The sequence below is a fragment of the Variovorax paradoxus genome (assembly GCF_000834655.1).
Classification (GTDB): Bacteria; Pseudomonadota; Gammaproteobacteria; order Burkholderiales; family Burkholderiaceae_C; genus Variovorax; species Variovorax paradoxus_F.
Window position 1 is genome coordinate 47,105 of sequence record NZ_JXQQ01000132.1, and the last position, 26,864, is coordinate 73,968.

Annotated in this window: 24 protein-coding genes; 6 read left to right on the plus strand and 18 right to left on the minus strand. The window is 68.1% G+C overall.

Going from position 1 to position 26,864, the window contains the following annotated elements:
• Position 1 precedes the first annotated feature (1 nt).
• A complete protein-coding gene (locus RT97_RS30625) occupies positions 2-733 on the plus strand; it encodes a site-2 protease family protein (protein ID WP_042582626.1) in 732 nt (243 codons plus the stop codon).
• A 14-nt stretch (positions 734-747) separates the two neighbouring features.
• Here the strand turns inward: RT97_RS30625 and RT97_RS30630 are convergent, their stop codons facing one another.
• Genes RT97_RS30630 through RT97_RS30655 form a run of 6 tightly spaced genes read right to left on the minus strand, consistent with a single transcriptional unit; the run spans position 748 to position 6,091 of the window.
• Positions 748-1,536, minus strand: coding sequence for an enoyl-CoA hydratase/isomerase family protein (locus RT97_RS30630; protein ID WP_042582627.1), 789 nt, complete (start codon positions 1,534-1,536; stop codon positions 748-750).
• Between the two features lies 1 nt (position 1,537).
• Positions 1,538-2,368 (minus strand): SDR family NAD(P)-dependent oxidoreductase, encoded by an 831-nt coding sequence (locus tag RT97_RS30635; protein ID WP_042582628.1) that lies wholly within the window; start codon positions 2,366-2,368, stop codon positions 1,538-1,540.
• 34 nt (positions 2,369-2,402) lie between these two features.
• Complete coding sequence (locus RT97_RS30640; protein WP_042582629.1) at positions 2,403-2,825, minus strand: MaoC family dehydratase; 423 nt, start codon at positions 2,823-2,825, stop codon at positions 2,403-2,405.
• A gap of 14 nt (positions 2,826-2,839) precedes the next feature.
• Positions 2,840-3,280, minus strand: coding sequence for a MaoC family dehydratase N-terminal domain-containing protein (locus tag RT97_RS30645; protein WP_042582630.1), 441 nt, complete (start codon positions 3,278-3,280; stop codon positions 2,840-2,842).
• Positions 3,281-3,294: 14 nt separating this feature from the next.
• Positions 3,295-4,479 carry a lipid-transfer protein gene (locus RT97_RS30650; RefSeq protein ID WP_042582631.1) on the minus strand — a complete coding sequence of 395 codons (1,185 nt, stop codon included), beginning with the start codon at positions 4,477-4,479 and terminating at the stop codon, positions 3,295-3,297.
• 52 nt (positions 4,480-4,531) lie between these two features.
• The gene (locus RT97_RS30655; protein ID WP_042582632.1) at positions 4,532-6,091 is read right to left on the minus strand and encodes a long-chain-fatty-acid--CoA ligase; all 1,560 of its coding nucleotides are present in this window, start codon (positions 6,089-6,091) and stop codon (positions 4,532-4,534) included.
• A gap of 110 nt (positions 6,092-6,201) precedes the next feature.
• On the opposite strand from RT97_RS30655, the gene RT97_RS30660 reads away from it, so the two are divergent.
• Both RT97_RS30660 and RT97_RS30665 read left to right on the plus strand, forming a co-directional pair.
• On the plus strand, positions 6,202-7,227 hold the full coding sequence (locus RT97_RS30660; RefSeq protein ID WP_042582633.1) for an AraC family transcriptional regulator: 1,026 nt from the start codon (positions 6,202-6,204) through the stop codon (positions 7,225-7,227).
• A gap of 58 nt (positions 7,228-7,285) precedes the next feature.
• A complete protein-coding gene (locus RT97_RS30665; protein WP_042582634.1) occupies positions 7,286-7,870 on the plus strand; it encodes a GbsR/MarR family transcriptional regulator in 585 nt (194 codons plus the stop codon).
• A gap of 243 nt (positions 7,871-8,113) precedes the next feature.
• On the opposite strand, the gene cydX is transcribed toward RT97_RS30665, so the two are convergent.
• From cydX to RT97_RS30725, 12 genes are all read right to left on the minus strand, one after another.
• Positions 8,114-8,263: a cytochrome bd-I oxidase subunit CydX gene (gene cydX, locus RT97_RS30670; protein WP_042582635.1), complete on the minus strand. Its 150-nt coding sequence runs from the start codon at positions 8,261-8,263 to the stop codon at positions 8,114-8,116.
• An 18-nt stretch (positions 8,264-8,281) separates the two neighbouring features.
• Positions 8,282-9,436, minus strand: coding sequence for a cytochrome d ubiquinol oxidase subunit II (cydB, locus tag RT97_RS30675; protein ID WP_042582636.1), 1,155 nt, complete (start codon positions 9,434-9,436; stop codon positions 8,282-8,284).
• The gene (locus RT97_RS30680) at positions 9,433-11,049 is read right to left on the minus strand and encodes a cytochrome ubiquinol oxidase subunit I (RefSeq protein WP_042582637.1); all 1,617 of its coding nucleotides are present in this window, start codon (positions 11,047-11,049) and stop codon (positions 9,433-9,435) included. The genes cydB and RT97_RS30680 overlap by 4 nt, the downstream gene beginning before the upstream one ends.
• Positions 11,050-11,090: 41 nt before the next feature.
• Positions 11,091-12,791, minus strand: a complete 1,701-nt coding sequence (gene cydC / locus RT97_RS30685; protein WP_042582638.1) for a thiol reductant ABC exporter subunit CydC — start codon at positions 12,789-12,791, stop codon at positions 11,091-11,093.
• A complete protein-coding gene (gene cydD / locus RT97_RS30690) occupies positions 12,788-14,473 on the minus strand; it encodes a thiol reductant ABC exporter subunit CydD (RefSeq protein WP_042582639.1) in 1,686 nt (561 codons plus the stop codon). The genes cydC and cydD overlap by 4 nt, the downstream gene beginning before the upstream one ends.
• Positions 14,474-14,651: 178 nt before the next feature.
• Complete coding sequence (locus tag RT97_RS30695) at positions 14,652-15,761, minus strand: acyltransferase family protein (RefSeq protein ID WP_042582640.1); 1,110 nt, start codon at positions 15,759-15,761, stop codon at positions 14,652-14,654.
• A 61-nt stretch (positions 15,762-15,822) separates the two neighbouring features.
• On the minus strand, positions 15,823-16,785 hold the full coding sequence (locus tag RT97_RS30700) for an NAD(P)H-dependent flavin oxidoreductase (RefSeq protein WP_042582641.1): 963 nt from the start codon (positions 16,783-16,785) through the stop codon (positions 15,823-15,825).
• A 93-nt stretch (positions 16,786-16,878) separates the two neighbouring features.
• Positions 16,879-18,669: an acyl-CoA dehydrogenase gene (locus RT97_RS30705; RefSeq protein ID WP_042582642.1), complete on the minus strand. Its 1,791-nt coding sequence runs from the start codon at positions 18,667-18,669 to the stop codon at positions 16,879-16,881.
• A gap of 76 nt (positions 18,670-18,745) precedes the next feature.
• Positions 18,746-19,678: an electron transfer flavoprotein subunit alpha/FixB family protein gene (locus RT97_RS30710; RefSeq protein ID WP_042582643.1), complete on the minus strand. Its 933-nt coding sequence runs from the start codon at positions 19,676-19,678 to the stop codon at positions 18,746-18,748.
• A 2-nt stretch (positions 19,679-19,680) separates the two neighbouring features.
• Complete coding sequence (locus tag RT97_RS30715) at positions 19,681-20,430, minus strand: electron transfer flavoprotein subunit beta/FixA family protein (RefSeq protein WP_042582644.1); 750 nt, start codon at positions 20,428-20,430, stop codon at positions 19,681-19,683.
• Positions 20,431-20,563: 133 nt separating this feature from the next.
• A complete protein-coding gene (locus RT97_RS30720) occupies positions 20,564-21,844 on the minus strand; it encodes a mechanosensitive ion channel family protein (protein WP_042582645.1) in 1,281 nt (426 codons plus the stop codon).
• A gap of 36 nt (positions 21,845-21,880) precedes the next feature.
• Positions 21,881-22,834 (minus strand): histone deacetylase family protein, encoded by a 954-nt coding sequence (locus RT97_RS30725; protein ID WP_042582646.1) that lies wholly within the window; start codon positions 22,832-22,834, stop codon positions 21,881-21,883.
• A 76-nt stretch (positions 22,835-22,910) separates the two neighbouring features.
• On the opposite strand from RT97_RS30725, the gene RT97_RS30730 reads away from it, so the two are divergent.
• The 3 genes from RT97_RS30730 to RT97_RS30740 are packed head-to-tail and all read left to right on the plus strand — an operon-like array spanning position 22,911 to position 26,837.
• Entirely contained in the window at positions 22,911-23,831 is a 921-nt protein-coding gene (locus RT97_RS30730) for an AAA family ATPase (protein ID WP_042582647.1), read from the plus strand.
• Positions 23,828-24,805: a DUF58 domain-containing protein gene (locus RT97_RS30735; protein ID WP_042582648.1), complete on the plus strand. Its 978-nt coding sequence runs from the start codon at positions 23,828-23,830 to the stop codon at positions 24,803-24,805. Before RT97_RS30730 ends, RT97_RS30735 begins: the two co-directional genes overlap by 4 nt.
• Before the next feature lie 10 nt (positions 24,806-24,815).
• A complete protein-coding gene (locus tag RT97_RS30740; RefSeq protein ID WP_042582649.1) occupies positions 24,816-26,837 on the plus strand; it encodes a transglutaminaseTgpA domain-containing protein in 2,022 nt (673 codons plus the stop codon).
• Positions 26,838-26,864 lie beyond the last annotated feature (27 nt).

Below are 26,864 nucleotides of genomic sequence, written 5' to 3' on the forward strand. Positions count from 1 at the left end.
CATGGTCAAGCTGCTGCTGGTCCTGCTGAGCGCGGGCAAGCTCGGCAAGCTGCTGCTCTCGGGCGGCACGATGCTGCTATCGGTGGTGGCCTATGCCTTTGTGTTCGGCTGGCGCTATGCGGTGGGGTTCGTCGCGCTCATCTTCGTGCACGAGATGGGCCACTACCTCGCGGCGAAGCAGCGCGGCCTGCACGTGGGGCTGCCCACCTTCATTCCGTTCGTGGGCGCGTGGATCGAACTGAAGGACCAGCCGCACGACGTGGAGACCGAAGCCTGGGTCGGCTTCGGCGGCCCGCTGCTCGGAAGCCTCGCGGCGCTGGCCTGCTACTTCGCCGCGCGCGAAGCGGACAGCCGGCTGCTGCTGGCGCTCGCGTACGCGGGCTTCTTCATCAACCTCTTCAACCTGATTCCGCTCTCGCCGTTCGACGGCGGGCGCATCACCGCGGTGCTCACGCCGCGCGTGTGGCTGGTGGGCGTGCCGGTGCTCGCCGCCCTCTTCTTCTGGCGGCCGAGCCCGATGCTGATCCTGGTCGCGGTGCTGGCCGCGCCGCAGGTGATGCGCGCCTGGAAGTACGACCCGAAGGACCCGGCCAACCAGCAGTATTACGCCGTCTCCACCGAGACGCGGGTGACGTACAGCGTGTACTACATCGGCCTCCTGGCGTTCCTGGCGGTGATGGCGCACGACACGCACGAGATGCTGGGCGCGGCGCGCAGCCTCACCGGCGGTTGAGCGGCGGCTGAACCTCAGCGCCCCGTGAAACGCGGGGCGCGCTTCGCAACGAAAGCCGCCACGCCTTCTCGCGCGTCCGCACTGCCCGCACGCGTGTGCAATAGCTTCTGCTCCATCGCGAAGTGCTCCTCGATCGGCCGGCCCGGCGCGCCGCCGCACAGGGCCTTGATGCCCGCGTACGAAGCACTCGCACCAGCGGCCAGCCGCGCGACCAGCGCTTCGCTCGCCGCTGCAAGTTCCGCATCCGGATAGACCGCATCGACCGCGCCCGTCGCCAGGCAACGCTGGCTGTCGATGGCCTCGCTCAGCATGAGCCATTGCTGCGCGCGCACCGGCCCCACGCGGCGCGACAGGAAGTACGAAGCGCCCGCATCGGGCGACAGGCCGATGGCTGCGTAGCCCGTGCGCAGCTTCATCGACTCCGCCGCCAGCACGAAGTCGCCGCACAGCGCGAGCCCCACGCCCGCGCCGCCCGCCGGGCCGTTCACCGCGACCACCAGCGGCGCCGGCCCGGTCGCCAGGCGCAACAAGGCGGGATGAAGCCCGTCGAGAATTTCATTCACGAGCTCGGGCAACCGCTCGCCGGCCGCCACGAACTCGTCGATGTCGCCGCCCGCGCAGAACGCCTTGCCCTCGCCGGTCAGGAGAATGGCGCGCGGCTTCTGTTCGAGCACCTCGTCGATGGCACGTACCAGCGCGCGTGCGCTCGCCGAGGTCAGCGCGTTCGCGCTGCCCGGCCGCTGCAGCACGATGCGGCCGATGTCGCCTTGCACGCGCCAGGCGATGCCTTCGGAGGCCTGCATGTCAGATACCGGTCAAGCCGCCGCTGCACATCAGCGTCTGGCCGCTCACGTAGTCCGACTCGGGCGTGCACAGCAGGTAAACCGCGCCGGCGGCTTCCTCGGGTGTGCCGCCGCGGCCGAGGGGAATCGACTGCTCCATCATCGCGAGCAGCCCGGGGTTGATGCCGACCTTGATTTCGCGGCCTTCGATGTTCGCCGTCGATGCCTCGGCGGCGCTCGCGGTCAGCCGCGTCTGGATGAAGCCGAAGGCCACGCAGTTGACCGTGACGTTCATGCGGCCCCATTCCTTGGCCAGCGTCTGCGTCATGCCGACGATGCCGGCCTTGGCGGTCGAGTAGTTGGCCTGCCCGGCGTTGCCGAAGAGGCCCGCCACCGACGAGATGTTGACCACCTTGCGCACCACGCGCTGTCCGGCCTCAGTCTCTGCCTTGCCCAGCGCGCGAATCACCGGCTGCGCCGCGCGCAGGATGCGGAACGGCGCCGTCAGGTGCACGTCGATCATCGCGTACCACTGCTCGTCGGTCATCTTCTGCACGACGCTGTCCCAGGTGTAGCCCGCGTTGTTGACGATGATGTCCAGGCCCTTGTATTCGCTCACCGCGGTGCCGACGAAGCGCTCGGCAAAATCCGGCGCCGAGACGCTGCCCACGCAGGCCACGGCCTGCCCGCCGGCCGCACGGATGGCCTGGACGGTTTCTTCGGCGGGCTCGGCATCGAGGTCGTTGACGACGATGCGCGCGCCTTCGGACGCGAGCTTGAGCGCGATCGCACGGCCGATGCCGCGGCCCGAGCCGGTGATGAGGGCGACCTTGCCTTCGAGCTTGAGTGTCATGCTGTTTTTCTTTCGTTGTTCGTAGGAATGGCGATCAGCGCAGCGCCACCAGCGCCTCGCCGGCGATGCGGGCCTGGCCGTACTGGTTGGCGCTCAGCACCTCGACGCGCACGCAGCGCTCGCCGTTGTGCTCGAGCTTCTCCACCACGCGGCCGGTGCAGCGCACCGCATGGCCGATGTGGGTGATGCCCTGGAAGCGCGCGTCGAAGCGGCGCAACTGCGACTGCGGCGCCCACTGCGTGACGAGCCGGCCGAGCCAGGCCATGCCCAGCATGCCCTGCGCGAACACGTCGGGCATGCCGGCCCTGCGCGCGAAGTCGGTGTCGATGTGAATGGGGTTGTGGTCACCCGAGGCGCCCGCGAAGAGCGCGAGCATGGTGCGGTTGACCGGCGCGAACTGCAGAGGTGGCAGCTCGTCGCCGATCTGGATGCTGTCGTAGGTGGCGGGGGTGGTCATCTCAGGTTCTCTCTTCAGTGGCGGCACACGATCACCGTGCGCAGCTCGGCCACGAGCTCGTCGCGTTGGTTGGTGGCGCGCGAGGTCTTCACGACGAACTCCAGAGCACCGTTCTTCTTGTCGTAGATGTCGCTGACGACGGAGCGCACCGTCACCGTGTCGCCCACGCAGGCGGGCTTGTGGTAGCTGAAGCTCTGCTCGCCATGCAGGAGCTTCGAAAGCGGGATCTGCAGGTCGTCGAGCAGCTGGTTCGATGCGCCCGAATCCAGCTCGGCCGCGAACAGGAACGTGGGCGGCGCGGGCAGGTCCGCATAGCCCGCATCACGCGCGGCGGCGGCATCGGTGTAGACCGGATCGGTCTCGCCGATGGCCTTGGCAAAGAACTGCAGGCGGGTGCGCTCGATGGGGAGCACCGAGGCGGGCAGCTCGTGGCCGATCCATTTCTTGTCGATCATGTTCTGCTTCTTCCTCAGACGCGTTCGTAGAGCGTGACCACGCAGGCGCCGCCCAACCCGAGGTTGTGCTGCAGCGCCATCCGCGCGCCTTCGACCTGCCGCTTGTCGGCCGTGCCGCGCAGCTGCTGGACCAGCTCGGTGCATTGCGCAAGACCGGTCGCCCCGAGCGGATGCCCCTTGGACAGCAGCCCGCCCGACGGGTTGGTCACCACCTTGCCGCCGTAGGTGTTGTCGCCATCGACCACGAACTTCTCCGCGCCGCCGACGGGGCACAGGCCCAGCGCCTCGTAGCTGATGAGCTCGTTGTGCGCGAAGCAGTCGTGCAGCTCGACCACGTCGATGTCCTGCGGACCGACGCCGGCCGCGTCGTACACCTTCTGCGCGGCCTCCTGCGCCATGCTGAAGCCCACCACCTCGCGCATGTCGCGGCTCTCGAAGGTCACGGGGCGATCGGTGGTCATGGCCTGCGCCTTGATGCGCACGGTGCGGTCCAGGCCGTGGCGCTCGGCGAAGCGCGGCGAGCAGACGATGGCCGCGGCCGCGCCGCAGGTGGGCGGGCAGGCCATGAGCCGGGTCATGACGCCGGGCCACATGACAGGGGCGGCCATCACCTCGTCCTCTGTGACGACGGTGCGGAACAGCGCGACCGGGTTGTTCGACGCATGGCGGCTGGCCTTCGCGCGGATCTTGGCGAAGGTGGACATCTGCGTGCCGTACTGCTGCATGTGCGCGAGGCCCGCGCCGCCGAAGTAGCGCAGCGCGAGCGGCACCTGCTCGTTGCCGACCAGCTCGTCGGTGATGCTCTCGAAGTTGTCGAACGGGCTCGGCCGGTCGTTGAACACCGCGCCCAGCGCGCCGGGGCTCATGTGCTCGAAGCCGAGCGCGAGCACGCAGTCGGCCGCGCCGCTGGCCACCGCCTGGCGCGCGAGGAAGAGCGCGGTCGAGCCGGTCGAGCAGTTGTTGTTGACGTTCACGACCGGGATGCCCGTCATGCCCACTTCGTACAGCGCGCGCTGGCCGGCGGTGGAGTCGCCGTACACGTAGCCTACGTAGGCCTGCTGGATCAGTTCGTAGCCGATGCCGGCGTCCTTGAGCGCTGCGTTCGTGGCGTGCGCGGCCATCTGCGGATAGGGCTGGTTCGCGCCCGGCTTGGTGAAGGGGATCATGCCGACCCCGACCACGTAGACGTCTTGACTCATGAAGGTCTCCTTGATGTTCGGATAGGAAAATGCTTAGGAAAAAAATGTCGGGTCAGGCCACGCTGCGCTGGCGGTCTTGCCAGAAGGGCTCGCGCAGCTTGGTCTTGAGCACCTTGCCGGCGCCCGACAGCGGCAGCGCCTCGACCACGGCCACGCTGCGCGGGCACTTGTAGTTGGCGATCAGCGTCTTGCAGTGCGCGATCAATTCCTCGGGCTGGATGCCCTGCCCCGGCTTGAGCACCAGCACCGCATGCACCGACTCGCCCCACTCCTCGCTGGGGATGCCGATGACCGCGCACGCCGCCACCGCGGGGTGCTGGTTGATGGCGTTCTCGACCTCGGCCGAGTACACGTTCTCGCCGCCGCTGATGACCATGTCCTTCATGCGGTCGACCACGAAGATGAAGCCGTCGGCATCCATGTAGGCGCCGTCGCCGGTGTGCATCCAGCCGTTCCGCAGCGCCGCCGCCGTCTGCTCGGGCTTGTTCCAGTAGCCCTGCATCACGTTGGGGCCGCGCACCGCCACTTCGCCCACGGTGCCGCGCCGCACTTCGGTGCCGTCGGCATCGACGATGCGCACTTCCATGCATACGCTGGCCCGGCCCGCCGAGCGCAGCTTGCCGGTCTTTCGGCCCTCGGCCGTGTGGAAGAAGGCCGGATGCAGCGTGGCGATAGGCGACAGCTCGGTCATGCCGTAGGCCTGCACGAAGTCGACGCCCGGGAAGGCTTCCATGGCGCGGTTGAGCACCGCTTCCGAAATGGGCGAGGCGCCGTAGGTGATGCCCTTCAGGCTGCTCAGGTCGCGCGGCTTGCGCATCGCAGGATGGTCGACCAGCATCTGGATCATGGTGGGCACCAGCAGCAGGCTGGTCACGCGGTCGCGCTCGATGGCGTCGAGCACGCCTTCGGGCGTGAACATCGGCAGGATCGCGTGCGTGTTGCCGGCAAACCAGTGCGGCGTGGCCAGGCCCATGTCGGCCAGGTGGAACATCGGCGCCGCATGCAGGTAGCAGCCGCCGGCCGGTGCCAGGCCCTCGGCCTGCGCCGCCAGCGCCGAACTGCAGATGTTGATGTGGCTGAGCATCACGCCCTTGGGAAAGCCGGTGGTGCCGCCCGTGTAGAAGATGCCGGCCAGGTCCTCGCCGCGGCGCACGGCGTCGGGCACTGGCGAAGTAGCGTCAATCAGCCCCTCGTAGCTGTGCATGCCGGCCGGCAGGGGGCCGTCGCCGCAATAGATCACCTCGCGCAGGCTCCTGGACTCGCCGCGCATCTGCTCGACCACGCCGCGGAAGGTCTCGTCGACCAGCAGGATGGTCGAGCCCGAGTCTTCCAGCGAGTAGAGGATCTCGGCCGGCGACCAGCGGATGTTGCAGGGGTTGAGCACGCCGCCGCCCCAGGGCACGGCCATCTGGTATTCGAGGTAGCGGTCGGAGTTGAGCGACAGCATGGCGACGCGGTCGCCCGCCTGCATGCCCAGGCCCTGGAGCGCGCCAGCAAGGCGCGCGATGCGTTCGGCGAAGTCGCGAAAACTGCGGGTGCGGCCGGCGAAGCGCACCGCGATGGCGTCGGGGCGCTGCTGCACGGCGCGGTGAAGGCCTTGGGTCAGGTACATGGGTTTGTCTCCGTCTGGTTCTTGTGCAGTGGCATGGTAGAAATCCCCGCACAGCCCGGCGATTGCAGTTCGCTTCGATCGCATGGCAGAAAACGTCAATCCACCGAGACATGCTGCAACCGCCCATCACCATTCCGATCGTCTTCGTGCAGGGCATGCTCTCGGGCGTGCGCGCGCGCGGGGCCGAGGCGGCGGTGTGCATCGAGACGGCGCTGGAAGACGCGGGCATCGCACCCTCGCTGCTGCGGGAGGCCGGTGCGCGCGTCACGGGCGAGCAGTACGTGGCCCTCTTCGCGCTGCTGATGCAGCGCATGGACGACGAGGCCCTGGGTTTTCTCACGCGGCGGCTGCGCTGCGGCAGCTTCGCGCTGATGCTGCGCTCCACGCTGGGCGCGCCCACTTTCGAAGTGGCGCTGCGCCGCGTGGCCCACACCTTCAGCCTGCTGCAGGACGACATCGCGCTGGTTCCGCTGCGGGAAGGCCAGCTCGCAGGCTTCGGCATTCGGCTGAACAACCCGCAGGCGATGCAGCAGAACTTCCTGCACGAGCTGATGCTGCGGGTGCACTGGCGGCTCTTCGCATGGCTGCACGGCGGACGGCTGGCGGCACGGCGTTTCGATTTCGGCTTCGAGCTGCCGCCCTATGCCGACGGCTACGCCAAGGTGTTTCCCGGCCCGCTGCAGTTCGGCCAGCCCCTGTCGGCGGTGTGGTTCGATGCCAGCGCACTGGCCACGCCGGTCCACCGCGATGCGCATGCGATGCAGGTGTTTCTGTCGGCGTCGCCTGCCAATGTGATCCTGCCCCGGCTCGCCGAGCAGGCCGTGAGCGCGAAGGTGCGCGCGGTGCTGCAGCAGAACCGGCCAGCGTGGCCCGACCTTGCGACCACGGCGGGCAGCCTGCACATGTCGGTGAGCACGCTGCAACGCCACCTGGCGACGGAAGGCACGTCGTTCCAGTCGCTGAAGGACCAGTTGCGGCGCGACCTGGCCATCGTGCGGCTCAACACCAGCACCGTGCCGCTCGCCGCACTGGCCGAGGAGCTGGGGTTCGCGGACAGCGCGGCCTTCCAGCGGGCCTTCAAGACCTGGACGGGCGGCGCGCCGGGGTCGTACCGGCGGCGCACGCAAGCCGACTGAGCGGTTCGAGTTTTCAGAAGCTACCGGAACTCCAGCAATCCCGCGCGACAATCCGCGCATGGCCACCGCACCCGACCTCCCGCCCCTCAACCGCCAGTTCGTCGCCCACTTCGGCGAGATGGGCAGCAAGTGGGGTATCAACCGCACCGTGGGGCAGATCTACGCCCTCATCTTCCTGTCGCAGCGCGCGCTCAATGCCGACGAGATCGCCGAGCTGCTGGAGTTTTCTCGCTCCAACGTGAGCATGGGCCTGAAGGAGCTGCAGGCCTGGCGGCTGGTGCGGCTGCGGCACCAGGCGGGCGACCGGCGCGAGTATTTCGAGGCGCCGTCGGACGTGTGGGAAATCTTCCGCGTGCTGGCCGAGGAGCGGCGCCGCCGCGAGATCGAACCCACGCTCTCGATGTTGCGCAACGCCCTGCTCGAATCGCCCACGAGCGACGCCGAGCGCCATGCGCAAGAACGCATGCGCGAGATGCACGACCTGATCGACCGGCTGATGAAATGGTTCGACGACGTGCAGCGGCTCGCGCCCGAGACTGCGATGCAGCTCATGGGCATGGGAGCGACGGTGACGAAGGTGTTGACGCTGAAAGACCGCATCACGGGCGGGTCGGCGAAGAAAAAGAAGCCAGCGGCGGAGTGACGTCGGCGGGCCGTGTTCAGGGCTCGATCACGCCGACGGGGTACCTTGCTCCGCGAATGTCCCCCGGGCTTCGCCCTCCTCCTTGATTTCGCTGCGCAAGGCACCCCATCGGCGTGCTCGTCTTCAGCGCACGGGATGATCGGCCAGTACGGAGGCAGCGCCTCTTGTGCGCAGGGCAGCGAGTGCTCTCCGAAGCGAAATCAAGATGAGCCGAAGGCGCGGGGACATTCGCACGAACCGAACCTAGAGCCGCTCCTGCCCCTGCGGCGACTCGGGCAGCTCGAGCTTCTCCCTGCGGATGGCGTCGTCGTCCATGAGTTCGTACCACATGGCATTGAGTACGGCGAAAGCGGCTGCCAGCGGCAGGCCGAGGATCCAGGCGAAGTACCACATGTTCTTGTCCCTCTGTGTTCAGTAGGCGTGACCGCTGTCTTCGCGGATGGCTTTCTCGTCGACCTTGCCCCACAGCACGTGGTAGACCCAGGTGGTGTAGGCCACGATGATCGGAATGAAGATGCCGGTGACCACCAGCATGATGAAGAGCGTGAGGTGGCTGGACGACGAATCCCACACCGTGAGGCTCGCGCGCGGGTCGATCGACGAGGGCAGGATGAACGGGAACATCGACGCACCCACGCTCAGGATGATGCCGGCGATGCCGAGTGCCGCCGTGAGCAGCGCGAGCACCGGTCGGCGCAGCACCAGCCCGAGCAACGCGCCCAGCGCGCCGATGAAGCCGGCAGCGGGCGCGGCCAGCGTCCACGGGTGCGCTGCGTAGTTGGCGGTCCATGCGCCCGCATGCAGCTCGACGGTCTTGAGCATCGGGTTCGAGGGCCCCACCGCATCGACCACGCTGCTGATGCGGTAGCCGCCGATGCTCGTGGCGAGCAGCGCGCCGGCGAGCGCATAGAGCGCGATGGTGAGCACCGCGGCCACCATGCCGTAGGTGCGCGCGCGCTCGGCCACCGGCCCCTCTGTCTTGAGCAACAGCCACGCCGCGCCGTGCATCACGAGCATTGCGACAGACACCAGCCCGCACAGGATGGCGAACGGATTCAGCAACCCGAAGAAGCCGCCGTCGTAGAAGATGTGCATGTCCGCATCGAAGCGGAAAGGCACGCCCTGCAGCACGTTGCCCACTGCCACGCCGCAGATCAGCGCGGGCACGAAGCCGCTGAAGAACAGCACCCAGTCCCAGCGCGCGCGCCATTGCGGCGACTCGCGCTTGCTGCGGAACTTGAAGGCCACGGGGCGCAGGATCAGCGCGGTGAGGATCACGAACATCGCCAGATAGAAGCCCGAAAACGACACCGCGTACAACTGCGGCCAGGCCGCGAAGATCGCTCCGCCGCCCAGGATGAGCCACACCTGGTTGCCCTCCCACACGGGGCCTACGCTGTTGATAACGACGCGGCGCTCGATGTCGTTGCGCGCGGCGAACGGCAGCAGCATGCCGCTGCCCAGGTCGAACCCGTCGGTCACCGCGAAGCCGACCAGCAGCACGCCGATCAAGAGCCACCAGATGAAGCGCAGGGTGTCGTAGTCGAGGAGTGTGTGCAGGATCATGCGGCGCTCCCGGTGGTGGAAGGGACGGTGGTGGCGCCATGCGCCGGCGGAACATGGGAACGCGCATCGCCCTCGTCGGGCGCGTGCTCGGCTTCGGGCCCCTTGCGGATGGCCTTGAGCATCAGCTTCATCTCGATGACGAGCAGCACGGTGTAGATCGCGATAAAACCCGCGAGCGTGAGCAGGAGCGTCTTCACGCCCAGGTTCGACACCGCGACCGCCGTGGGCAGCACGCCCTCGATCACCCAGGGTTGGCGGCCGAACTCCGCCACCAGCCAGCCGGCCTCGATGGCGATCCACGGCAGCGGGATCGCGAACACCGCGGCCTTCAGGAGCCACCGGTGCCTGTCGAGCTTGCGGCGCGCCGACAGCACGAAGAAGGTGCCGGTCAACAGGATCAGCAGCATGCCGATGCCCACCATCACGCGGAACAGCCAGAAAAGCGGCGCGACCTGCGGCACGGTGTCCCATGCGGCCTTGGTGATCTGCGCGTCGGTGGCGGTGCGCGGGTCGTCGACGTAGCGCTTGAGCAGCAACGCGTAGCCCATGTTGATGCCGTTGTCCTCGAAGTCGCCGCGCACGCCCTGCGTCACCTTGCCGGTGCCGCCCGCCTCGCGGATCTTCTGCAGGGCGTCGTAGGCCTTCAGGCCCTCTCGGATGCGGGCCTCGGCGCGCTTGACCAGTTCATCGATGCCGGGCATCACCGTGTCGAGCGAGCGCGTGCCGATGAGGCCCATCACGCCCGGGATGTGGATGGCGTAGTGCGTCTCGCGCGATTCCTGGTCGGGAAAGCCGATGACCGTGAAGGCGGCGGGTGCGGGTTGTGTCTCCCACATGGCTTCGATGGCGGCAAGCTTCATCTTCTGGTGCTCGCCCGAGAGGTAGCCGCTTTCGTCGCCAAGCACCGCCACCGAGAGCGCCGAGGCCAGGCCGAAGGAGGCGGCCACGGTCATCGAGCGCTTGGCCAGTTCGAGGTGGCGGCCCTTGAGCAGATACCAGGCCGACACGCCGAGCACGAACACCGAGGCGCACACATAGCCTGCCGAGACGGTGTGCACGAACTTGGCCTGCGCCACCGGGTTGGTGAGCACCGCGAGGAAGTCGGTCACCTCCATGCGCATGGTCTGCGGGTTGAAGGCCGCGCCCACGGGGTTCTGCATCCAGCCGTTGGCAATGAGGATCCAGAGCGCCGAGAAGTTCGAGCCGATGGCCACGGCCCAGGTGGCCACCAGGTGGCCGACCTTGGAGAGCTTGTCCCAGCCGAAGAAGAACAGGCCCACGAAGGTCGCCTCCATGAAGAAGGCCATGAGCCCCTCGATGGCCAGCGGCGCGCCGAAGATGTCGCCCACGTAATGGCTGTAGTAGCTCCAGTTCATGCCGAACTGGAACTCCATCACCACGCCGGTCGCGACACCCATCGCGAAGTTGATGCCGAAGAGCACGCCCCAGAATTTCGTCATGTCGCGCCAGATGACGCGGCCCGTCATGACGTAGACCGTTTCCATGATCGCCAGCAGGATCGAGAGGCCGAGCGTGAGCGGCACGAAGAGGAAGTGATACAGCGCCGTGACGGCGAACTGCAGGCGCGAGAGCGCAACGATGTCGAGGTCCATGGGTTCTTCCTTTGTGTTCTCTTTTGTCTTTTCCTGCGGAATCAATCGGGGCGCAGCGTGCGCAGTGCGGCGTCGAAGGCGGGGTTGCCGCGGCGCAGGTCGGCGACGATGCGGCCTTGCTGCATGCACACGAGGCGGTCGGCGAGCGCGGCCTCGCGGCGCAGGTGCGTGGCGATCACGAGCGTGCGGCCATCGGCGTAACGGGCGAGGCGCTGCAGCACGTCGTGCGCGACAAAGGCGTCGAGCGCTTCGGTGGGTTCGTCGAGCAGCCAGAGCGGCACGGGGCGCAGCAACAGGCGGGCCAGCGCGAGGCGGCGCGACTGGCCGCCCGAGAGGCCGAGGCCGCCTTCGCCGAGGCGGGTGTCCAGGCCCGTCTTGAGGGCGCGGACGTCGTCTTCGAGGCCGGCTGCGTGCAGCGCGGACCAGAGCTGTTCGTCGGTGGCCTCGGGGTCGGCGAGCCGGAGGTTGTCGCGCAGGCTGTCCTGGAACAGCTCGGTGCGCTGGGTCAGCAGGCACGGCGGCTGTGCGCTCGCGCTGCCGGACTGCGGAGCGATCTCGCCGGCGATCACGCCGAGCAATGTCGACTTGCCGGCGCCGCTTGCGCCGATCAGTGCGACCCGCTCGCCTGGGGTCACGGTCAACGACACGTCGTTCAACACCTGGATGGGGCTGCCGGCGTGCGCGAGCGAGACATGGCTCACGCGCAATGCGTCGGATGGCGCTTCATTGACGGTTGCCGGCCTTTCTACCTCTGTCGCCATGCGGGGTGCGAGACGGCGCACCGCGAGCCAGGTCCGTCCTGCATCGAGCGCGCCGCGCCGCAGTGCCGCGAAGGGCTCGGTCGCCGTGAGCGCCACCAGCAATGCGAGCGCCGCCGCGGGTGCGCCGATCGCGCCCTCGCCCGCCAGCAGGCCCACTGCGAGCAGCACACCGACGAGCGTGACGGTGCCCGCGCTGCTGTAGGCGATGCCGGCTGCGGTTTCGAGGCGGTTCAATGCGAGGTCGGCCTTGGCCAGATGCCGGTCCGCGTTCATGAGGGCTTCGTGCTGTGCATCGATGCGCCCTGCCATGACCAGGTCGGTCTGGCCGGCCACGAGGTCGACAGCGCGGGCGCGCAACGCCTCGATGGCATGGGCGCGATGCACCGCGGGTCGCCGGGCGCGCCGCGCGACAAGCAATGCAATGCCCCAGCCGACGGCGACGAGCCAGAGCATCAGCAGCACGCCCATGCCGACGTGCATGAAGCCCAGCACCACGCCCGCCAGCAGCGCGGCCCCCAGGGCTGCGGCGGCAGGCACCAGGAGGCGCAGGTAGAGCGATTCGAGCGCGTCGATGTCGGCCGTGAGGCGGAACAGCAGGCGCGCCGGGCGCATCAGCAATGCGCGCGCCGCCTGGGGGCGCGCCCAGCCTCGGAAGAGCCGCACGCGCAGCGCGGCGAGCACGGCGAAGGTCGCATCGTGCGTGACGAGCCGCTCGCCATAGCGCGACGCCGTGCGGCCGAGCGCCAGCAGGCGAATGCCGGCCGAGGGCGCGAACACGTCGAAGGTGAATGCCGTTGCCGCGTGCAGGCCGGCCAGCGCGGTCGCGGTGATGAACCAGCCCGAGAGGCCCAGCAGCGCCATGCCCGCGAGCACCGTGACGGCGGCCAGCAGGCCGCCCCAGAGCAAGGGGCTCGGCTGCGACGCCAGGAAGGGGCGCAGCACGAGGCGCAGGTCGCGCCAATGGTTCGCGGCGATGGTCATGCGGCGCGCTCCAGCGCCTGCGCGTCGAGGCTGATCGTGCGGTGCATGCGCGCGGCCAGCACGGGATCGTGCGTTGCGACGATCAGCGTCTTGCCTCGGGCCAGGGTGACGAGTGCGTCGGCCACGCGCCCGGCGGTTTCGGTGTCCAGGTGCGCGGTGGGCTCGTCGACCAGCAGCAGGTCCGCATGCGGATGGACGGCGATGCGTGCCAGCGCGAGCCGCACTGCTTCCCCGCCCGAGAGGCCGCTGCCGCCCTCGCCCAGCGCCGTGGCGGGATGGGCCTGCGCCACGGTGTCGAGCAATGCGAAGCGCATCGCGGCGGCGACCTGTGGCGTGTCGATGTCTGCGCGTCCCAGCGCCACGTTGGCTTCTATCGATCCGGCGAACACGTGCGGCTTCTGGCCCATCCACGCCATGCGCTGCCGGAGGGCGCTCACGGTGCGGTCGGACAGCGGCACGCCGCCGATGGAGATTTCGCCGCCGGCCGCGGGCAGCAGTCCGGCGAGCAGCGACAGCAAGGCCGTCTTGCCCGAGCCGCTCGCGCCGGTGATCGCAACGTGCTCGCGGGCCGCGACGCGAAGGTCGCAGCCATGGAACAGCTCCTGCTCGCCAGGCCAGGCAAAGCGGAGCCCATGAACCGCGACGACAGGCGCGGCACCGGCGGCTCCGGCCGTCGCGCGGACGGACGTGTTGGCACCGGGCAGCGGCACCTCGCTGCGTTGAAGTTGTTCGAGCGACTGCAGCGCCGCCTCGCCCGCGGCGCGGTCGTGCCAGACGGCCGAGAGCTCCCGCAGCGGCTCGAAGAACGCCGGCGCGAGCAACAGCACGAAGAGGCCTTCACCGAGACTCAACTGACGGCCCCAGGCGCCGAAGCCCAGCGTGCCCAGCAGGTGAAAGCCCACGTACGCCGCCACCATCGCGACGCCGAGCGCCGAGAACAACTCGAGCAGCGCCGACGAGAGGAAGGCGATGCGCAGCACTGCCATCGTCCGCTCACGCAGCGACTGCGCGGCCTCGCCCAAGCGGACGGCCGTTGCATCCACCGCACCGAGCGCGCGCAGCGTGGCCAGGCCCCGCAGGCGGTCGAGCAGGAATGCGTTCATGCCGCCCATCTCGACCATCTGCGCCTCGCTCGCGGCCTTGGCGCGCCAGCCGACGATGGCCATGAAAAGCGGGATCAGCGGGGCCGCGACCAGGAGCACCAGTGCAGCGATCCACGAGAGACTGGCGACCGCGACGACGATGACCGCGGGCACCACCATCACGCGCCAGCGCGCCGGTTGGTAGCGCACCAGGTACGGCACGAGCGCTTCGGCCTGCTCGGCGAGCACGCTGGCGGCCTGGCCGGAAGGCGTGCGGCTTCGGTCGAGCGGCGAACTGGCCGCGAGCGCCGAAGCGGCTTGCGCGCGCAGTGTCGTCAGCTGCGCTCTTGCGCGGGTGAAAGTCCGGCGTGCGCCCCAGGCCTCGCAAACCGCGCGGAGCAATCCGAGCAGCAGGATGCCGAGTGCGGGCAACTGCACCGCCGGCAGGCCTTGTCCCGAAGCCAGTCCCTGCACCGCCATCGCGAGCAATGCTGCCTGCGGGACCCAGAAAAGCGCAGCGGCGCCCTGTACCACGCTGCCGACGTCAGGCGACGCAAATGCCTGCAACGGCAATCGTGGGGGCGGCGTGTGCTGGGTCATTCCTTAATTTTGCGTATTTTCAGTATTTACTGAAATTTCCACAATCATACCGAAGATGAAAGACACTGACGAGCCCGCAGCCTGCGCGCTCCGAAGCGCAAGCGCAACCATCCAAAGGAAGAAATCGGCCTCACACCTGCGATGGGGTGGCGCCGGCGGCTGCTCGCTTGCGCGAACGCTAATGCGAAACGACTAGCCCGCTGACCAGCAATGCCGCGAACAGCGCGAACACGGCGCGCCACGATGCCGGGCGCACCTCCACCCAGCGGTACAGCAGCGCCGCCGCGCCCACCGAGAGGCCGAAGGTCGCCACCATGCCCAGCAGGTCGACCCACGGCCCGTGCGGCGCGAGGTTTGCGACGAGGGCATTCATGGCCAGAAGCACCGGGAAGTGGATCAGGAACAGCGAATACGACATGCGCCCCAGCCGCTGCAACGGCACCGCCGCCACCGGCCACTTCGCGGGCGACAGCCAGCGGTGGTGCTGCGCAACGGCAATCAGCAGCGCAGTCACCAGGGCCGTTGCGATGCGGCTGCGCCATTCGATGGCCAGCGCCCCTGCCCCGATCAGGAACAACAGCGCGACCGCGCCCTGCCAGGTGCTGGGCCGCGTCGCGCGGCCGATCCAGAACACCAGCATGCCCAGGCCGTAGGCGCCGAAGAAATACAGCGCCGTGTCGTCCAGCGCGGCAATGCGATTGAAAAGCACCAGCGAAGTCACCGCCAGTGCGAGCACCAACAGCACCGGCGTCCAACGCGACGACGGATTGGCAGTGCCCGGCGTCGGCGGGCTCAGCATGGCTGGAAGCCCCACGAGCATCAGCGCCAGCGCGAAGAGCTGGAAATCGATGGCCACGTACCAGACGCCGGTCGACAGCGACTCGTAGCCCAGCAGGTCCTGCAGCAGCAGCCCATGCGCGAACAGCTGGCCGATGGTCGGCGATGCCGGCACCACGTCTTCATCGAGCCAGGGCCGCACCAGCGCGGCCACCAGCACGCAGACGGTGAGCGCGGCCAGGTACGGCATCACCAGCCGACCGTAGCGCTGCAGGATGCGCGCGATGGGACGGTCCACGCGCAGCAAGCCGTCGGGCGCGAGGCTCGCCGCCGCGAGAAACCCCGCGATCACGAGGAACACCTGCACCGCGAGCCGGCCGTCGTCTGCGAGCCAGCCGAAGAAGTCGGGTGCGAGGCCGTAGGCACCCGCGGGCATCGGCCCGTAGCGCGACAGATGGTGGCCCACGATCACCGCGCAGGCGATGCCCTTCGCCGCGTCGAGCAGCGGCATGCGCCCTGCCTGCATGGGCAAGGGCGGGGACACGATGGCTGAAGCCACGGCCGATGGGCGCTCAGAGCGCCAGCCGCTGCCTTGCTTCCTGGTATTCGCGCTTGAGCTTCTCGATGAAGGCCGCGGCGCTGGCCACTTCGGTCACTGCGCCGATGCCCTGGCCCGAGCCCCAGATGTCTTTCCAGGCCTTGGCCTTGCTGCCGTCGCCGCTGGCGAAATTCATGGTCTTGAGATCGCCCTCGGGCAGGTTGGCCGGGTCCATGCCGGCCTTGACGATGCTGGGCGCGAGGTAGTTCCCGTGCACGCCGGTGAAGAGGTTCGAATAGACGATGTCGTCGGAGCTGCAGTCGACGATGGCCTGCTTGTATTCGTCGCTCGCACGCGCCTCTTCGGTGGCGATGAAGGCGGTGCCGATGTAGGCGAAGTCCGCGCCCATGGCCTGCGCCGCTAGCACCGCGCCGCCGGAGGCGATGGAGCCCGACAGCGCGATCGGGCCGTCGAACCACTGGCGGATTTCCTGCACCAGCGCGAATGGGCTCTTCACGCCCGCATGGCCGCCGGCACCGGCCGCCACGGCGATGATGCCGTCGGCGCCCTTCTCGATCGCCTTCTGCGCGAACTTGTTGTTGATGATGTCGTGCAGCGTCACGCCGCCATAGCTGTGCACCGCGTCGTTCACGTCGGTGCGCGCGCCCAGCGAGGTGATGACGATCGGGACCTTGTACTTCACGACCATCTCCATGTCGTGCTCCAGGCGGTCGTTGCTCTTGTGCACGATCTGGTTGATGGCGAACGGCGCGGCAGGCTTGTCGGGGTTGGCCTTGTTGTACGCGGCGAGTTCTTCGGTGATCTCGATCAGCCACTCTTCCAGCTGCGCCGCGGGGCGCGCGTTGAGCGCGGGCATCGAGCCGACCACGCCGGCCTTGCATTGCGCGATCACGAGCTTGGGGTTGCTGATGATGAACAGCGGCGAGCCGATGATCGGCAGCGGCAGGTTCGCCAGGACGGGGGGCAGCTTGGACATGGTGTCTCCGGGAGATGGGATCGGTTTTATAAGAGAGGGAGGCCCGCGCCGCCGGTCAGATGGGCGACACCGACTGCGGGCGGGCCGTGGGGCTCAGAACGCGTCGAGCGCCAGCGCCGTGACGCTCTCGGCGCCGTCCACGATGCTGTCGCGCATACCCGGCACCTTGTTCAGGATGTGCTCGGCATAGAAGCGCGCGGTCGCGATCTTGGCGAGCATGAAGTCGGTGTCGAAGCTGCGCGAGGCGAGGTCCTCGGCAATGATCAGCGAGCGCGCGAGTTGCCAGCCGGCCACCAGATTGCCCGCGAGCATCAGGTACGGCACGCTGCCCGAGAACACCGCGTTGGGCGAGGCCTTGGTCTGGCCCGCGACGAAATCGACCACTTCGATGAACGCTTCGCGCGCGGCCTTCAGGCGCTTGAGCACGGAGGCGGCGGCGGCGCTGTCGCTCTTGGCGAGCTCGGCCTCGGTCTTCGCGATCTGCGCGGCGATGGCCTTGGCGGTCTGGCCGCCGTCGCGCGCGGTCTTGCGGCCCACGAGGTCGTTGGCCTGGATCGCGGTGGTGCCTTCGTAGATCGTGAGGATCTTCGCGTCGCGGTAATACTGCGCCGCACCCGTCTCCTCGATGAAGCCCATGCCGCCGTGCACCTGCACGCCCAGCGAGGTCACTTCGAGGCTCATCTCGGTGCTGTAGCCCTTGACCAGCGGCACCATGAATTCGTAGAAGGCCTGGTTCTGCTTGCGCGCATCGGCATCGGGGTGGTGGTGCGCGGCGTCGTAGGCGGCAGCTGCGACGCTGGCCATCGCACGGCAGCCTTCGGTGTAGGCGCGCATCGTCATCAGCATGCGCTTGACATCCGGGTGGTGAATGATCGGCGCGCTCGCGTTGATCGAGCCATCGACCGGGCGGCTCTGCACGCGGTCCTTTGCATAGGCCACGGCGTGTTGGTAAGAGCGCTCGGCGATCGCGATGCCCTGCATGCCCACGGCGTAGCGCGCCGAGTTCATCATGATGAACATGTACTCGAGGCCGCGGTTTTCCTGGCCGACGAGGTAGCCGACGGCGCCGCCGTGGTCGCCGTACTGCAGCACGGCGGTCGGCGAGGCCTTGATGCCCATCTTGTGCTCGATGCTCACGCAGTGCACGTCGTTGCGCTCGCCGAGCGATCCATCCTTGCCGACCATGAACTTGGGTACCACGAACAGGCTGATGCCCTTCACCCCTTCGGGCGCGCCGGTCACGCGGGCCAGCACGAGGTGCACGATGTTCTCGGCCATGTCGTGCTCACCGTAGGTGATGAAGATCTTGGTGCCGAACACCTTGTAGGTGCCGTCGGGCTGCGGCTCGGCGCGGCTGCGCACCATGGCCAGGTCGCTGCCGGCCTGCGGCTCGGTGAGGTTCATCGTGCCGGTCCACTGGCCGCTCACGAGCTTCTCCAGGTACACGGCCTTGAGCTCGTCGGAGCCGGCGGTGAGCAGCGCCTCGATGGCGCCGTCGCTCAGCAGCGGGCACAGCGCGAAGCTCATGTTGGCCGAGTTGAGCATCTCGCCGCAGGCCGCGCCGATGGTCTTGGGCAGGCCCTGGCCACCGAAGTCCGACGGATGCTGCAGGCCCTGCCAGCCGCCCGAGACGTACTGCGCGAAGGCATCCTTGAAGCCCGGCGTGGTGGTGACTTCACCGCCCTTGAACGACGAAGGGTTGCGGTCGCCCTCGATGTTCAGCGGCGCGACCACGTCCTGGTTGAAGCGCGCGCACTCGTCGAGCACGGCCTGCGCGGTTTCCAGGCCGGCGTCCTCGAAGCCCGGCAGCTTGGCGATCTCGCCGATGTTGGCCAGGTGCTCGATGTCGAACAGCATGTCCTTGAGGGGGGCGGTGTAGCTCATGTCTCTTGTCTCCAGATACGGCGGATACGAAAAGGGCATCGCGAACGATGCCCTTCGGCTCAATGCGGCGATGCGATCAGAGCGCCTTCACCAGGTCGGGCACAGCCACGAACAGGTCGGCCACGAGGCCGTAGTCGGCCACCGAGAAGATCGGCGCCTCTTCGTCCTTGTTGATCGCCACGATCACCTTGGAGTCCTTCATGCCGGCCAAGTGCTGGATCGCGCCCGAGATGCCCGCAGCGATGTACAGCTGCGGCGCGACGATCTTGCCGGTCTGGCCCACTTGCCAGTCGTTCGGGGCGTAGCCCGCGTCCACCGCTGCGCGGCTCGCGCCCAGGCCTGCGTTGAGCTTGTCTGCGAGCGGAGCCATCACTTCGGTGAACTTCTCGGCGCTGCCCAAGGCGCGGCCACCCGAGACGATGATCTTGGCTGCCGTCAGCTCGGGGCGTTCGCTCTTGGTGACTTCACGGCCCACGAAGCTCGACTTGCCGCTGTCGGCAACGCCTTCAGCCGTTTCGACAGTTGCGCTGCCACCCGTGGCTGCGGCGGCATCGAAGCCGGTCGTGCGCACGGTGATCACCTTGGTGGCGTCGCCGCTCTGCACGGTGGCGATCGCGTTGCCCGCATAGATCGGACGCTCGAAGGTGTCGGGGCTGTCGACCTTGGTGATGTCGGAGATCTGCGCCACGTCCAGTTTGGCGGCCACGCGCGGTGCGACGTTCTTGCCGTTGGCGGTCGAGGGGAACAGGATGTGGCTGTAGTTGGCCGCGATCGCGAGGACTTGGGCTGCCACGTTCTCGGCGAGGTTCTCGGCCAGGCTCGGGCTGTCGGCCACGATGACCTTGGACACGCCGGCGATCTGCGCGGCGGCCTTGCCGGCCTCGGCTGCATTGGCACCGGCCACGAGCACGTGGACGTCGCCACCGCAGGCCAATGCGGCGGTCACGGTGTTGAGGGTCGCGGGCTTGACGGTCGCGTGGTCGTGTTCGGCAATAACAAGTGCGGTCATGTTCAGATCACCTTCGCTTCGTTCTTCAGTTTGTCCACCAGCGTCGCCACGTCAGGCACCTTGATGCCGGCACCGCGCTTCGGCGGCTCGCTGACCTTCAAGGTCTTCAGGCGGGGCTTCACGTCCACGCCCAGGTCTTCGGGCTTGAAGGTGTCCAGCTGCTTCTTCTTGGCCTTCATGATGTTGGGCAGCGTCACGTAGCGCGGCTCGTTCAGGCGCAGGTCGGTCGTGATGACGGCCGGCAGGCTGAGGGAGATGGTTTCGAGGCCGCCGTCCACTTCACGCGTCACGGTGGCCTTGTCGCCGGCGACTTCGACCTTGGAGGCGAAGGTGGCTTGGGGCAGGTCTGCGAGTGCAGCCAGCATCTGGCCCGTTTGATTCGCGTCGTCGTCGATGGCCTGCTTGCCGAGGATGACGAGCTGGGGCTGCTCCTTGTCGACCAGCGCCTTGAGCAGCTTGGCGACAGCCAGGGGCTGCAGCTCTTCAGTGGTCTCGACCAGGATGCCGCGGTCGGCGCCGATGGCCATCGCGGTGCGCAGGGTTTCCTGGCACTTGGCATCGCCGCAGGAGACGGCGATCACTTCCGTGACCACGCCCTTTTCCTTCAGGCGAACCGCTTCTTCGACGGCGATCTCGTCGAAGGGGTTCATGCTCATCTTGACGTTGGCAATGTCCACCCCGGTGCCGTCGCTCTTGACGCGCACCTTCACGTTGTAATCGACGACCCGTTTGACAGGTACAAGAACCTTCATTGACTTGACTCCATTGGATTGCAAAAAGGGGGCTTCGAGGGCAACCGGTCATTCTAGGACGCGACCTTTGCAGCCTCTCCATTCTTCTTGTAGGCACTGCGGGCCAAAAAAGAACGATCGTGCTTTTCCGCGATTATAAAACAGCGTCACGCGCTGGCGTGATTCCCGGCGGCAAAGATTCCACGCGAACCACGCGCTGCGGATAGGGAATGTCAATGCCGGCCCCGCGCAGCCCTTCGAGGATCGCTATGTTGATGGCCGAGCGCAGGTTGTCCTTGCCCTTGTCCGGATCGGCCACCCAGAAGTGCAGGCTGAACTCCAAGCCATCGGGCGCGAAGTTCATGAGGTACGCGATCGGTTCCGGATCGGTCATCACGCGCGCCTGCGCCTTGGCCGCCTCGCACAGGATGGCTTGCACCTGCGCCACGTCGCTCTCGTAGCCCACCACGATGTTGGTCGTGATGTTGAACTTGCGGTCGGCCAGCGAGAGGTTTTCCACCCGGCTGGTGATCAGCGATTCGTTCGGCACGATCGCCTCGCGCCCGTTGCCTGCGCGGATAAGCGTGTAGCGCGTCTTGATGTCGGTGATGCGGCCTTCGAAGGTGTCGACCTTCACGTTGTCTCCGATGCGGATCGAGCGCTCCAGCAGGATCACGAAGCCGCTCACATAGTTGGCGGCCAGCTTCTGCAGGCCGAAGCCCAGACCCACGCCGAGCGCGCCGCCCAGCACCGAGAGCGCCGTGAGGTCCACCCCCACCGCCGACAGCGCGAACAAAAGGCCGATCAGCAGCAGGAAGGCGCGCACCGCGTTCGAGGCCACCTTGCGCATCGAGAGGTCGGTGACAGCCTCGCGCAGGATGCGCTTTTCGATGGTCGAGGCGATCCACAGCGCGATCACCAGCACCAGCCCGGCCGACAGCACGCCCTGGAAGATCGTCTGCACGCTCACGCGCGTCTTGCCGAAGGCCAGCGTGATGTTGTCCAGCTCGGCCAGCACCGGCGGCAGGAGCCCGACGATCCAGAGCACCGCCGCGATCCACGCGAGCCACGAGATCGTGCGCTCGATCAGCCGCACCAAGTTGGAGGTGGGAAACACCGCCCGCAGCACCCGCGCGAAGAGGCGGATGACCACCAGGGAGAGGAACACGGAAACCGCGATGCGCAGCACCAGCACCGGCTGGAAATCGATCACCACGCGCCGCGCAAGATCGGTGAACACCAGCGACAGCAGCGGGAACAGAAGCCCGTCGAAGGTGCTTTCGCCGAACCAGATCGAATCTTTGGGCTGGTCGCGCCCGAACCACTTGCAGATGGCCCAGGCCAGCGCCACGCAGGCCACGAGCACGCTCAACTCGATGCCGATGCCGGCGGCATCGACCTGTTTCAGGCGTTGTGTGAAGTCGTTGAAATTCATCGATGAAGAAACAGGGCGCCGTTCGCGCCGATTGCGTTACAGGTCCGCGAGAACGCGGATGTGCGCTTCCACGCTGCGCGCAAGCGCATCGAGGTTGTAGCCGCCCTCGAGCATCGAGACGATGCGGCCGCGCGCATGGCGTTTCGCCACGTCGTGGATGCGGCTGGTGATCCAGGCGAAGTCGTTCTCGGTAAGGCCGAGCTGGCCCAGGTCGTCCTCGCGGTGAGCATCGAAGCCCGCGCTGATGAAGACCATCTGCGGACGGAACTCTTCGAGCCGCGGCATCCAGGCCGCCTCGATGAGTTCGCGCACGTCCATGCCGCGGGTGTAGGCCGGGATCGGCAGGTTCAGCATGTTCGGCGCCGGGTGGTCGGTGCCGCTGTACGGATAGAACGGGTGCTGGAAGAAGCCGACCATCAGCACGCGCGGATCGTTCGAAAGGATGTTCTCGGTGCCGTTGCCGTGGTGCACGTCGAAATCGACGATGGCCACCCGGTCGAAGCCGTGCACCTCGAGCGCATGGCGTGCCGCGATGGCGATGTTGTTGAAGAAGCAGAAACCCATCGCGCGCTCGCGGCAGGCGTGGTGGCCCGGCGGGCGCACCGAGCAGAAGGCGTTCTCGATGTCGCCGGCGATCACCGCGTCGGTGGCGGCGATGGCAGCGCCGGCGCCGCGGCGTGCGGCCAGCAGGGTGAAGCGATTCAGCGAGGTGTCGGGATCGAGCTGCGCGTGGTCGGGGCCGCCGGCGGGCTCGTCGGCCACCAGGCGCATATGGAGCTCTTCGAGAAGCTCGACGTGCTCCACGCTGTGGGCGCGGGTGAGTTGCTCCAGGGTGGCCAGCGGCACTTCGCAGTGCTCCAATGCGTCGCTCACGCCTGTGAGAAGCAGCCGGTCTTCGATGGCATCCAGTCGCTCGGGGCACTCGGGATGACCCCGGCCCATGTCGTGCTTCCAGAAGTCGCGGTGTGTGAAGTAGCCTGTCTTGCCCATGTCTCTTGTCGCGTGTAGACCTCACGCGGCATGGGGCCGCAAGGTCTTACGGTATCGTTTGCATATGGATACAAATATGGACGTTGCTGCGAAGCTTGCCACTTTGCTGAGTCAGCTTAACACGGTGATCGTCGGCAAAGAGGCGCAAGTGCGCGACTGCGTGGCCTGCCTGCTCGCAGGCGGCCACCTGCTGATCGAGGACGTGCCGGGGGTCGGCAAGACCACCCTCGCCCACGCGCTTTCGCACACATTCGGCTTGCAGTTTTCGCGGGTGCAGTTCACCGCGGACCTGATGCCGGGCGACCTGTCGGGGGTGGCGATCTACGACCGGGGGCAGCAGGCCTTCGTGTTCCACCCCGGTCCGATCTTTGCCCAGGTGCTGCTGGCCGACGAAATCAACCGCGCAAGCCCCAAGACCCAGAGCGCGCTTCTGGAAGCGATGGAGGAAAAGCAGGTGACCATCGAGGGCGAGACCCGCCCGCTGCCCACACCCTTCTTCGTGATCGCCACGCAGAACCCGCAGGACCAGCTGGGCACCTTCGCGCTGCCCGAGTCGCAGCTGGACCGCTTCCTCATGCGCATCTCGCTCGGCTACCCGGACCGCGCCGCCGAGCGGCTGCTGCTCTCGGGCGTCGACCGGCGCGAAATGCTCGCGAGCCTCCCCGCCATGCTGACTGCGGGCGAACTCACCGCGATCCAGCAGCGCGTGCAGCAGGTGCATGCCTCCGAGGCGCTGCTGAACTACGTGCAGGATCTGATCGCAGCCACGCGCTCGGGACGCTGGTTTCTCCAGGGCCTGTCGCCGCGCGCCGGCATCGCGGTGTTGCGCGCCGCCAAGGCGCAGGCGCTCCTGGCCAACCGCAACTACGTTGCGCCCGACGATGTACAGGCCGTGCTGCCGCAGACGATCGCGCACCGCTTGACGCCAGTGGGCGATGCGGGCCGCGGCGCCGTCGAGCAGGTGCGCGCCATGATCGCGGCGGTGCCACTGCCGTGAGCCCGGTCGGCGCCCTGCGCTCGCGCATCGACGGCTGGTTCCTGTCCCGGCGCCCGCCGTCGGACACGCTGGAGCTCACCCAGCGCAACGTCTACATCGTGCCCACGCGTGCGGGCTGGACGCTGGCCGCCACGCTGCTCGTGCTTCTTGTCGCTTCGATCAACTACCAGCTCAACCTCGGCTACCTGCTGACCTTCCTGCTGGCCGGCAGCGTCGCCGTCGGCATGCACGTGTGCCATGCCACGCTGCGCGGTCTTGCGATGCGGATGATGCCGCCCGAGGCGCACTATGCCGGCGCCGCGGCCGTCTTCCGGGTGGTGTTGCACAACGAAAGGCGCAGCGTGCGCTACGGCATCGGAATGGCAGTGCGCGGCAGCGGCCAGTGGGCCTGGACCGACGTGCCGGCCGAGGGCATGTCCACGGTCGAGATCGCCTTCCTGCCCGAGCGTCGCGGCCTGCATCCGGTGCCGCCGCTGACCGCCGAGACGCGCTTTCCGCTCGGCACCTTCCGCGTCTGGACGGTCTGGCGCCCCGCCGCGCAGATGCTGGTGTATCCGGCGCCCGAGGCGCATCCACCGCCGTTGCCGCCGGGCGAGCCGCTGTCGGGGCCGGCCGCCATTTCAGCGGCGCAGCGTGCGCACAGCGCGGGCGAATACGACGGCGTGCGGGCCTACCGGCGCGGCGATCCATTGAAGCTCGTGGTCTGGAAGAAGGCCGCGCGCGCGCAGGCCGCCGGTTCGGAAGACCTGGTGAGCCGCGACACGCAGCACACGCAGCGCGAAGAACTCTGGCTCGATGCGCAGGCCGCCGCGCTGCCCGACATCGAGGCGCGCCTGTCGCGCCTGTGCGCCTGGGTGCTGATGGCAGATCGGCTGGGCGTGGACTACGGCGTCCGGATCGCCGGCCGGGTGGTCAAGCCATCGCAGGGGGAGGCCCACAAGCGCGCCTGCCTTGAGGCGCTCGCCTTATGTTGAGCCGCACCGCATGAACAAGCTGATGCTCAAGCTCGCGGCGCTCCCGCGGGACGCCCGGGACACCCTCTTCCTGCTGGCGGTCATCGCACTGATCGTGCTGCCGCAGGTCGAGAACCTGCCCTGGTGGTGCACGGCGCTCACGGCGCTGGTGCTGCTCTGGCGCGGCTCGCTCGCCGTGGAGGCGCGTCCGCTACCCAGCCGATGGTGGCGGATCGCGTTGCTCGCGCTGGCGCTCGTGGGCACCTACGCGACCCATCGCACCTTGCTCGGACGCGACGCGGGCGTCACGCTGATCGTGATCCTGCTGGCCTTGAAGACACTGGAGCTGCGCGCGCGCCGGGACGCCTTCGTCGTCTTCTTCCTGGGCTTCTTCGCGATGCTCACGAACTTCTTCTATTCGCAGTCGCTCTTGACGGCCTTCACGATGCTGCTTGCGCTGCTGGGGCTGCTCACGGCGCTGGTCAACGCGCACATGCCCGTCGGCAGGCCGCCGCTGATGCAGGCCGCGCGCACGGCCGGCTGGATGGCGCTGGCGGGCGCGCCGATCATGCTCGCGCTGTTCCTGCTGTTCCCGCGCTTCGCGCCGCTGTGGGGAACGCCGGGTGATGCCATGGCCGGGCGCATGGGGCTGTCGAACACGATGCGCGTCGGCACCATCGCCGAACTGGCGCTGGACGACAGCATTGCCGCGCGCATCAAGTTCGACGACGACCGCTCTCCGCCGCAAAGCCAGCTCTATTTCCGCGGCCCGGTGCTCGGCCAGTTCGATGGCCGCGAATGGACGGCGCTGCCGCCGTGGGGGCGCGGCGGGCAAGGCTTCGCCAACCTGCGCGTGACGGGAGAACCCGTGCGCTACGAGGTCACGCTCGAACCCAACAACCGGCCCTGGCTGCTGACGCTCGATGCGGCGCAGAAGGCGCCCGAGGCGCCCGGCCTCGAAGTCGTGGGCACGCCCGACCTGCAATGGATCTCGAACCGCCCGGTCACCGACCTGCTGCGCTACCGCGCCGAGAGCTACCCGCGCTTCCAGAGCGGCCCGGTGCGCCGCGCGGGCGGGCAGTTGCAGGCCTACCTGCAGCTGCCGCCCGGCACGAACCCGCGCACCGCCGCGCTCGCCGCTGAAATGCGCAACGACCCGACGCTGGCCAGTGCCGCCACGCCCGCCCTTGTGCAGGCCGTGCTGCAGCGCCTGCGCACCGGCGGCTACACCTACACGCTGGAGCCCGGCCTCTACGGCAACGACACGGCCGACGAATTCTGGTTCGACCGCAAGGAAGGCTTCTGCGAGCACATCGCCTCGGCCTTCGTGGTGCTGATGCGCAACCTGGGCATTCCCGCGCGCATCGTGACGGGCTACCAAGGCGGCGAGCTCAACAGCATCGACAACTACTGGATTATTCGCCAGCGCGATGCGCACGCCTGGGCAGAGGTCTGGCAAGAAGGCGCGGGCTGGGTGCGCGTGGACCCGACGGGATCGGTGGCGCCCGGCCGCATCGGCCAGCTGCAGCGCCTCGTGCCGCAGCCGGGCCTCTTCGCCGGTGCCATCGGCGCGATGAGCCCGACGCTGGTGCAGAACATGCGCGCCGCCTGGGAGGCGATGAACAACGGCTGGAACCAGTGGGTGCTCAACTACACCCAGAGCCGGCAGCTCAACCTGCTCAAGAACATCGGCTTCGAAGCCCCGAGCCTGGAAGACCTCGCCTACGTGCTTCTCTACCTGGTCATTGCCGCGAGCCTTGCCGGCGCAGGCTGGACGCTGTGGGAGCGCAGCCAGCACGACCCGTGGCTGCGCCTCCTCGCCCAGGCGCGTGCGCGGCTTGCGAAAGCCGGTCTCGCCGTACCCGATACCGCACCGCCGCGCCAGATCGCCGCCCAGGCCGATGCGCGCTTCGGCCCCGCCGCGCAGCCTGTTCGCGACTGGCTGCTGAAGCTCGAAGCCCAGCGCTATGCACCGGCCGCGCCGCAGACCCTGTCAGCCCTGCGCGCGGAGTTCCGCCGCCTGGCCTGGCCCACGGCCAATCCACGCGGCTGAAACCACATGTGTCCCGCCGGAACGCTC

Coding starts and splice junctions, on each gene's coding strand:
- RT97_RS30625 (WP_042582626.1), top strand. CDS start 2: ATGGTCAAGCTGCTGCTGGTCCTGCTGAGCGCGGGCAAGCTCGGCAAG.
- cydC (WP_042582638.1), bottom strand. CDS start 12,791: ATGACCATCGCCGCGAACCATTGGCGCGACCTGCGCCTCGTGCTGCGC.
- RT97_RS30665 (WP_042582634.1), top strand. CDS start 7,286: ATGGCCACCGCACCCGACCTCCCGCCCCTCAACCGCCAGTTCGTCGCC.
- RT97_RS30730 (WP_042582647.1), top strand. CDS start 22,911: ATGGACGTTGCTGCGAAGCTTGCCACTTTGCTGAGTCAGCTTAACACG.
- RT97_RS30680 (WP_042582637.1), bottom strand. CDS start 11,049: ATGGACCTCGACATCGTTGCGCTCTCGCGCCTGCAGTTCGCCGTCACG.
- RT97_RS30700 (WP_042582641.1), bottom strand. CDS start 16,785: ATGTCCAAGCTGCCCCCCGTCCTGGCGAACCTGCCGCTGCCGATCATC.
- RT97_RS30645 (WP_042582630.1), bottom strand. CDS start 3,280: ATGATCGACAAGAAATGGATCGGCCACGAGCTGCCCGCCTCGGTGCTC.
- RT97_RS30695 (WP_042582640.1), bottom strand. CDS start 15,761: ATGCCGCTGCTCGACGCGGCGAAGGGCATCGCCTGCGCGGTGATCGTG.
- RT97_RS30725 (WP_042582646.1), bottom strand. CDS start 22,834: ATGGGCAAGACAGGCTACTTCACACACCGCGACTTCTGGAAGCACGAC.
- RT97_RS30635 (WP_042582628.1), bottom strand. CDS start 2,368: ATGACACTCAAGCTCGAAGGCAAGGTCGCCCTCATCACCGGCTCGGGC.
- RT97_RS30660 (WP_042582633.1), top strand. CDS start 6,202: ATGCTGCAACCGCCCATCACCATTCCGATCGTCTTCGTGCAGGGCATG.
- RT97_RS30650 (WP_042582631.1), bottom strand. CDS start 4,479: ATGAGTCAAGACGTCTACGTGGTCGGGGTCGGCATGATCCCCTTCACC.
- RT97_RS30740 (WP_042582649.1), top strand. CDS start 24,816: ATGAACAAGCTGATGCTCAAGCTCGCGGCGCTCCCGCGGGACGCCCGG.
- RT97_RS30655 (WP_042582632.1), bottom strand. CDS start 6,091: ATGTACCTGACCCAAGGCCTTCACCGCGCCGTGCAGCAGCGCCCCGAC.
- RT97_RS30640 (WP_042582629.1), bottom strand. CDS start 2,825: ATGACCACCCCCGCCACCTACGACAGCATCCAGATCGGCGACGAGCTG.
- RT97_RS30630 (WP_042582627.1), bottom strand. CDS start 1,536: ATGCAGGCCTCCGAAGGCATCGCCTGGCGCGTGCAAGGCGACATCGGC.
- RT97_RS30710 (WP_042582643.1), bottom strand. CDS start 19,678: ATGACCGCACTTGTTATTGCCGAACACGACCACGCGACCGTCAAGCCC.
- RT97_RS30720 (WP_042582645.1), bottom strand. CDS start 21,844: ATGAATTTCAACGACTTCACACAACGCCTGAAACAGGTCGATGCCGCC.
- RT97_RS30705 (WP_042582642.1), bottom strand. CDS start 18,669: ATGAGCTACACCGCCCCCCTCAAGGACATGCTGTTCGACATCGAGCAC.
- cydX (WP_042582635.1), bottom strand. CDS start 8,263: ATGTGGTACTTCGCCTGGATCCTCGGCCTGCCGCTGGCAGCCGCTTTC.
- cydB (WP_042582636.1), bottom strand. CDS start 9,436: ATGATCCTGCACACACTCCTCGACTACGACACCCTGCGCTTCATCTGG.
- cydD (WP_042582639.1), bottom strand. CDS start 14,473: ATGACCCAGCACACGCCGCCCCCACGATTGCCGTTGCAGGCATTTGCG.
- RT97_RS30715 (WP_042582644.1), bottom strand. CDS start 20,430: ATGAAGGTTCTTGTACCTGTCAAACGGGTCGTCGATTACAACGTGAAG.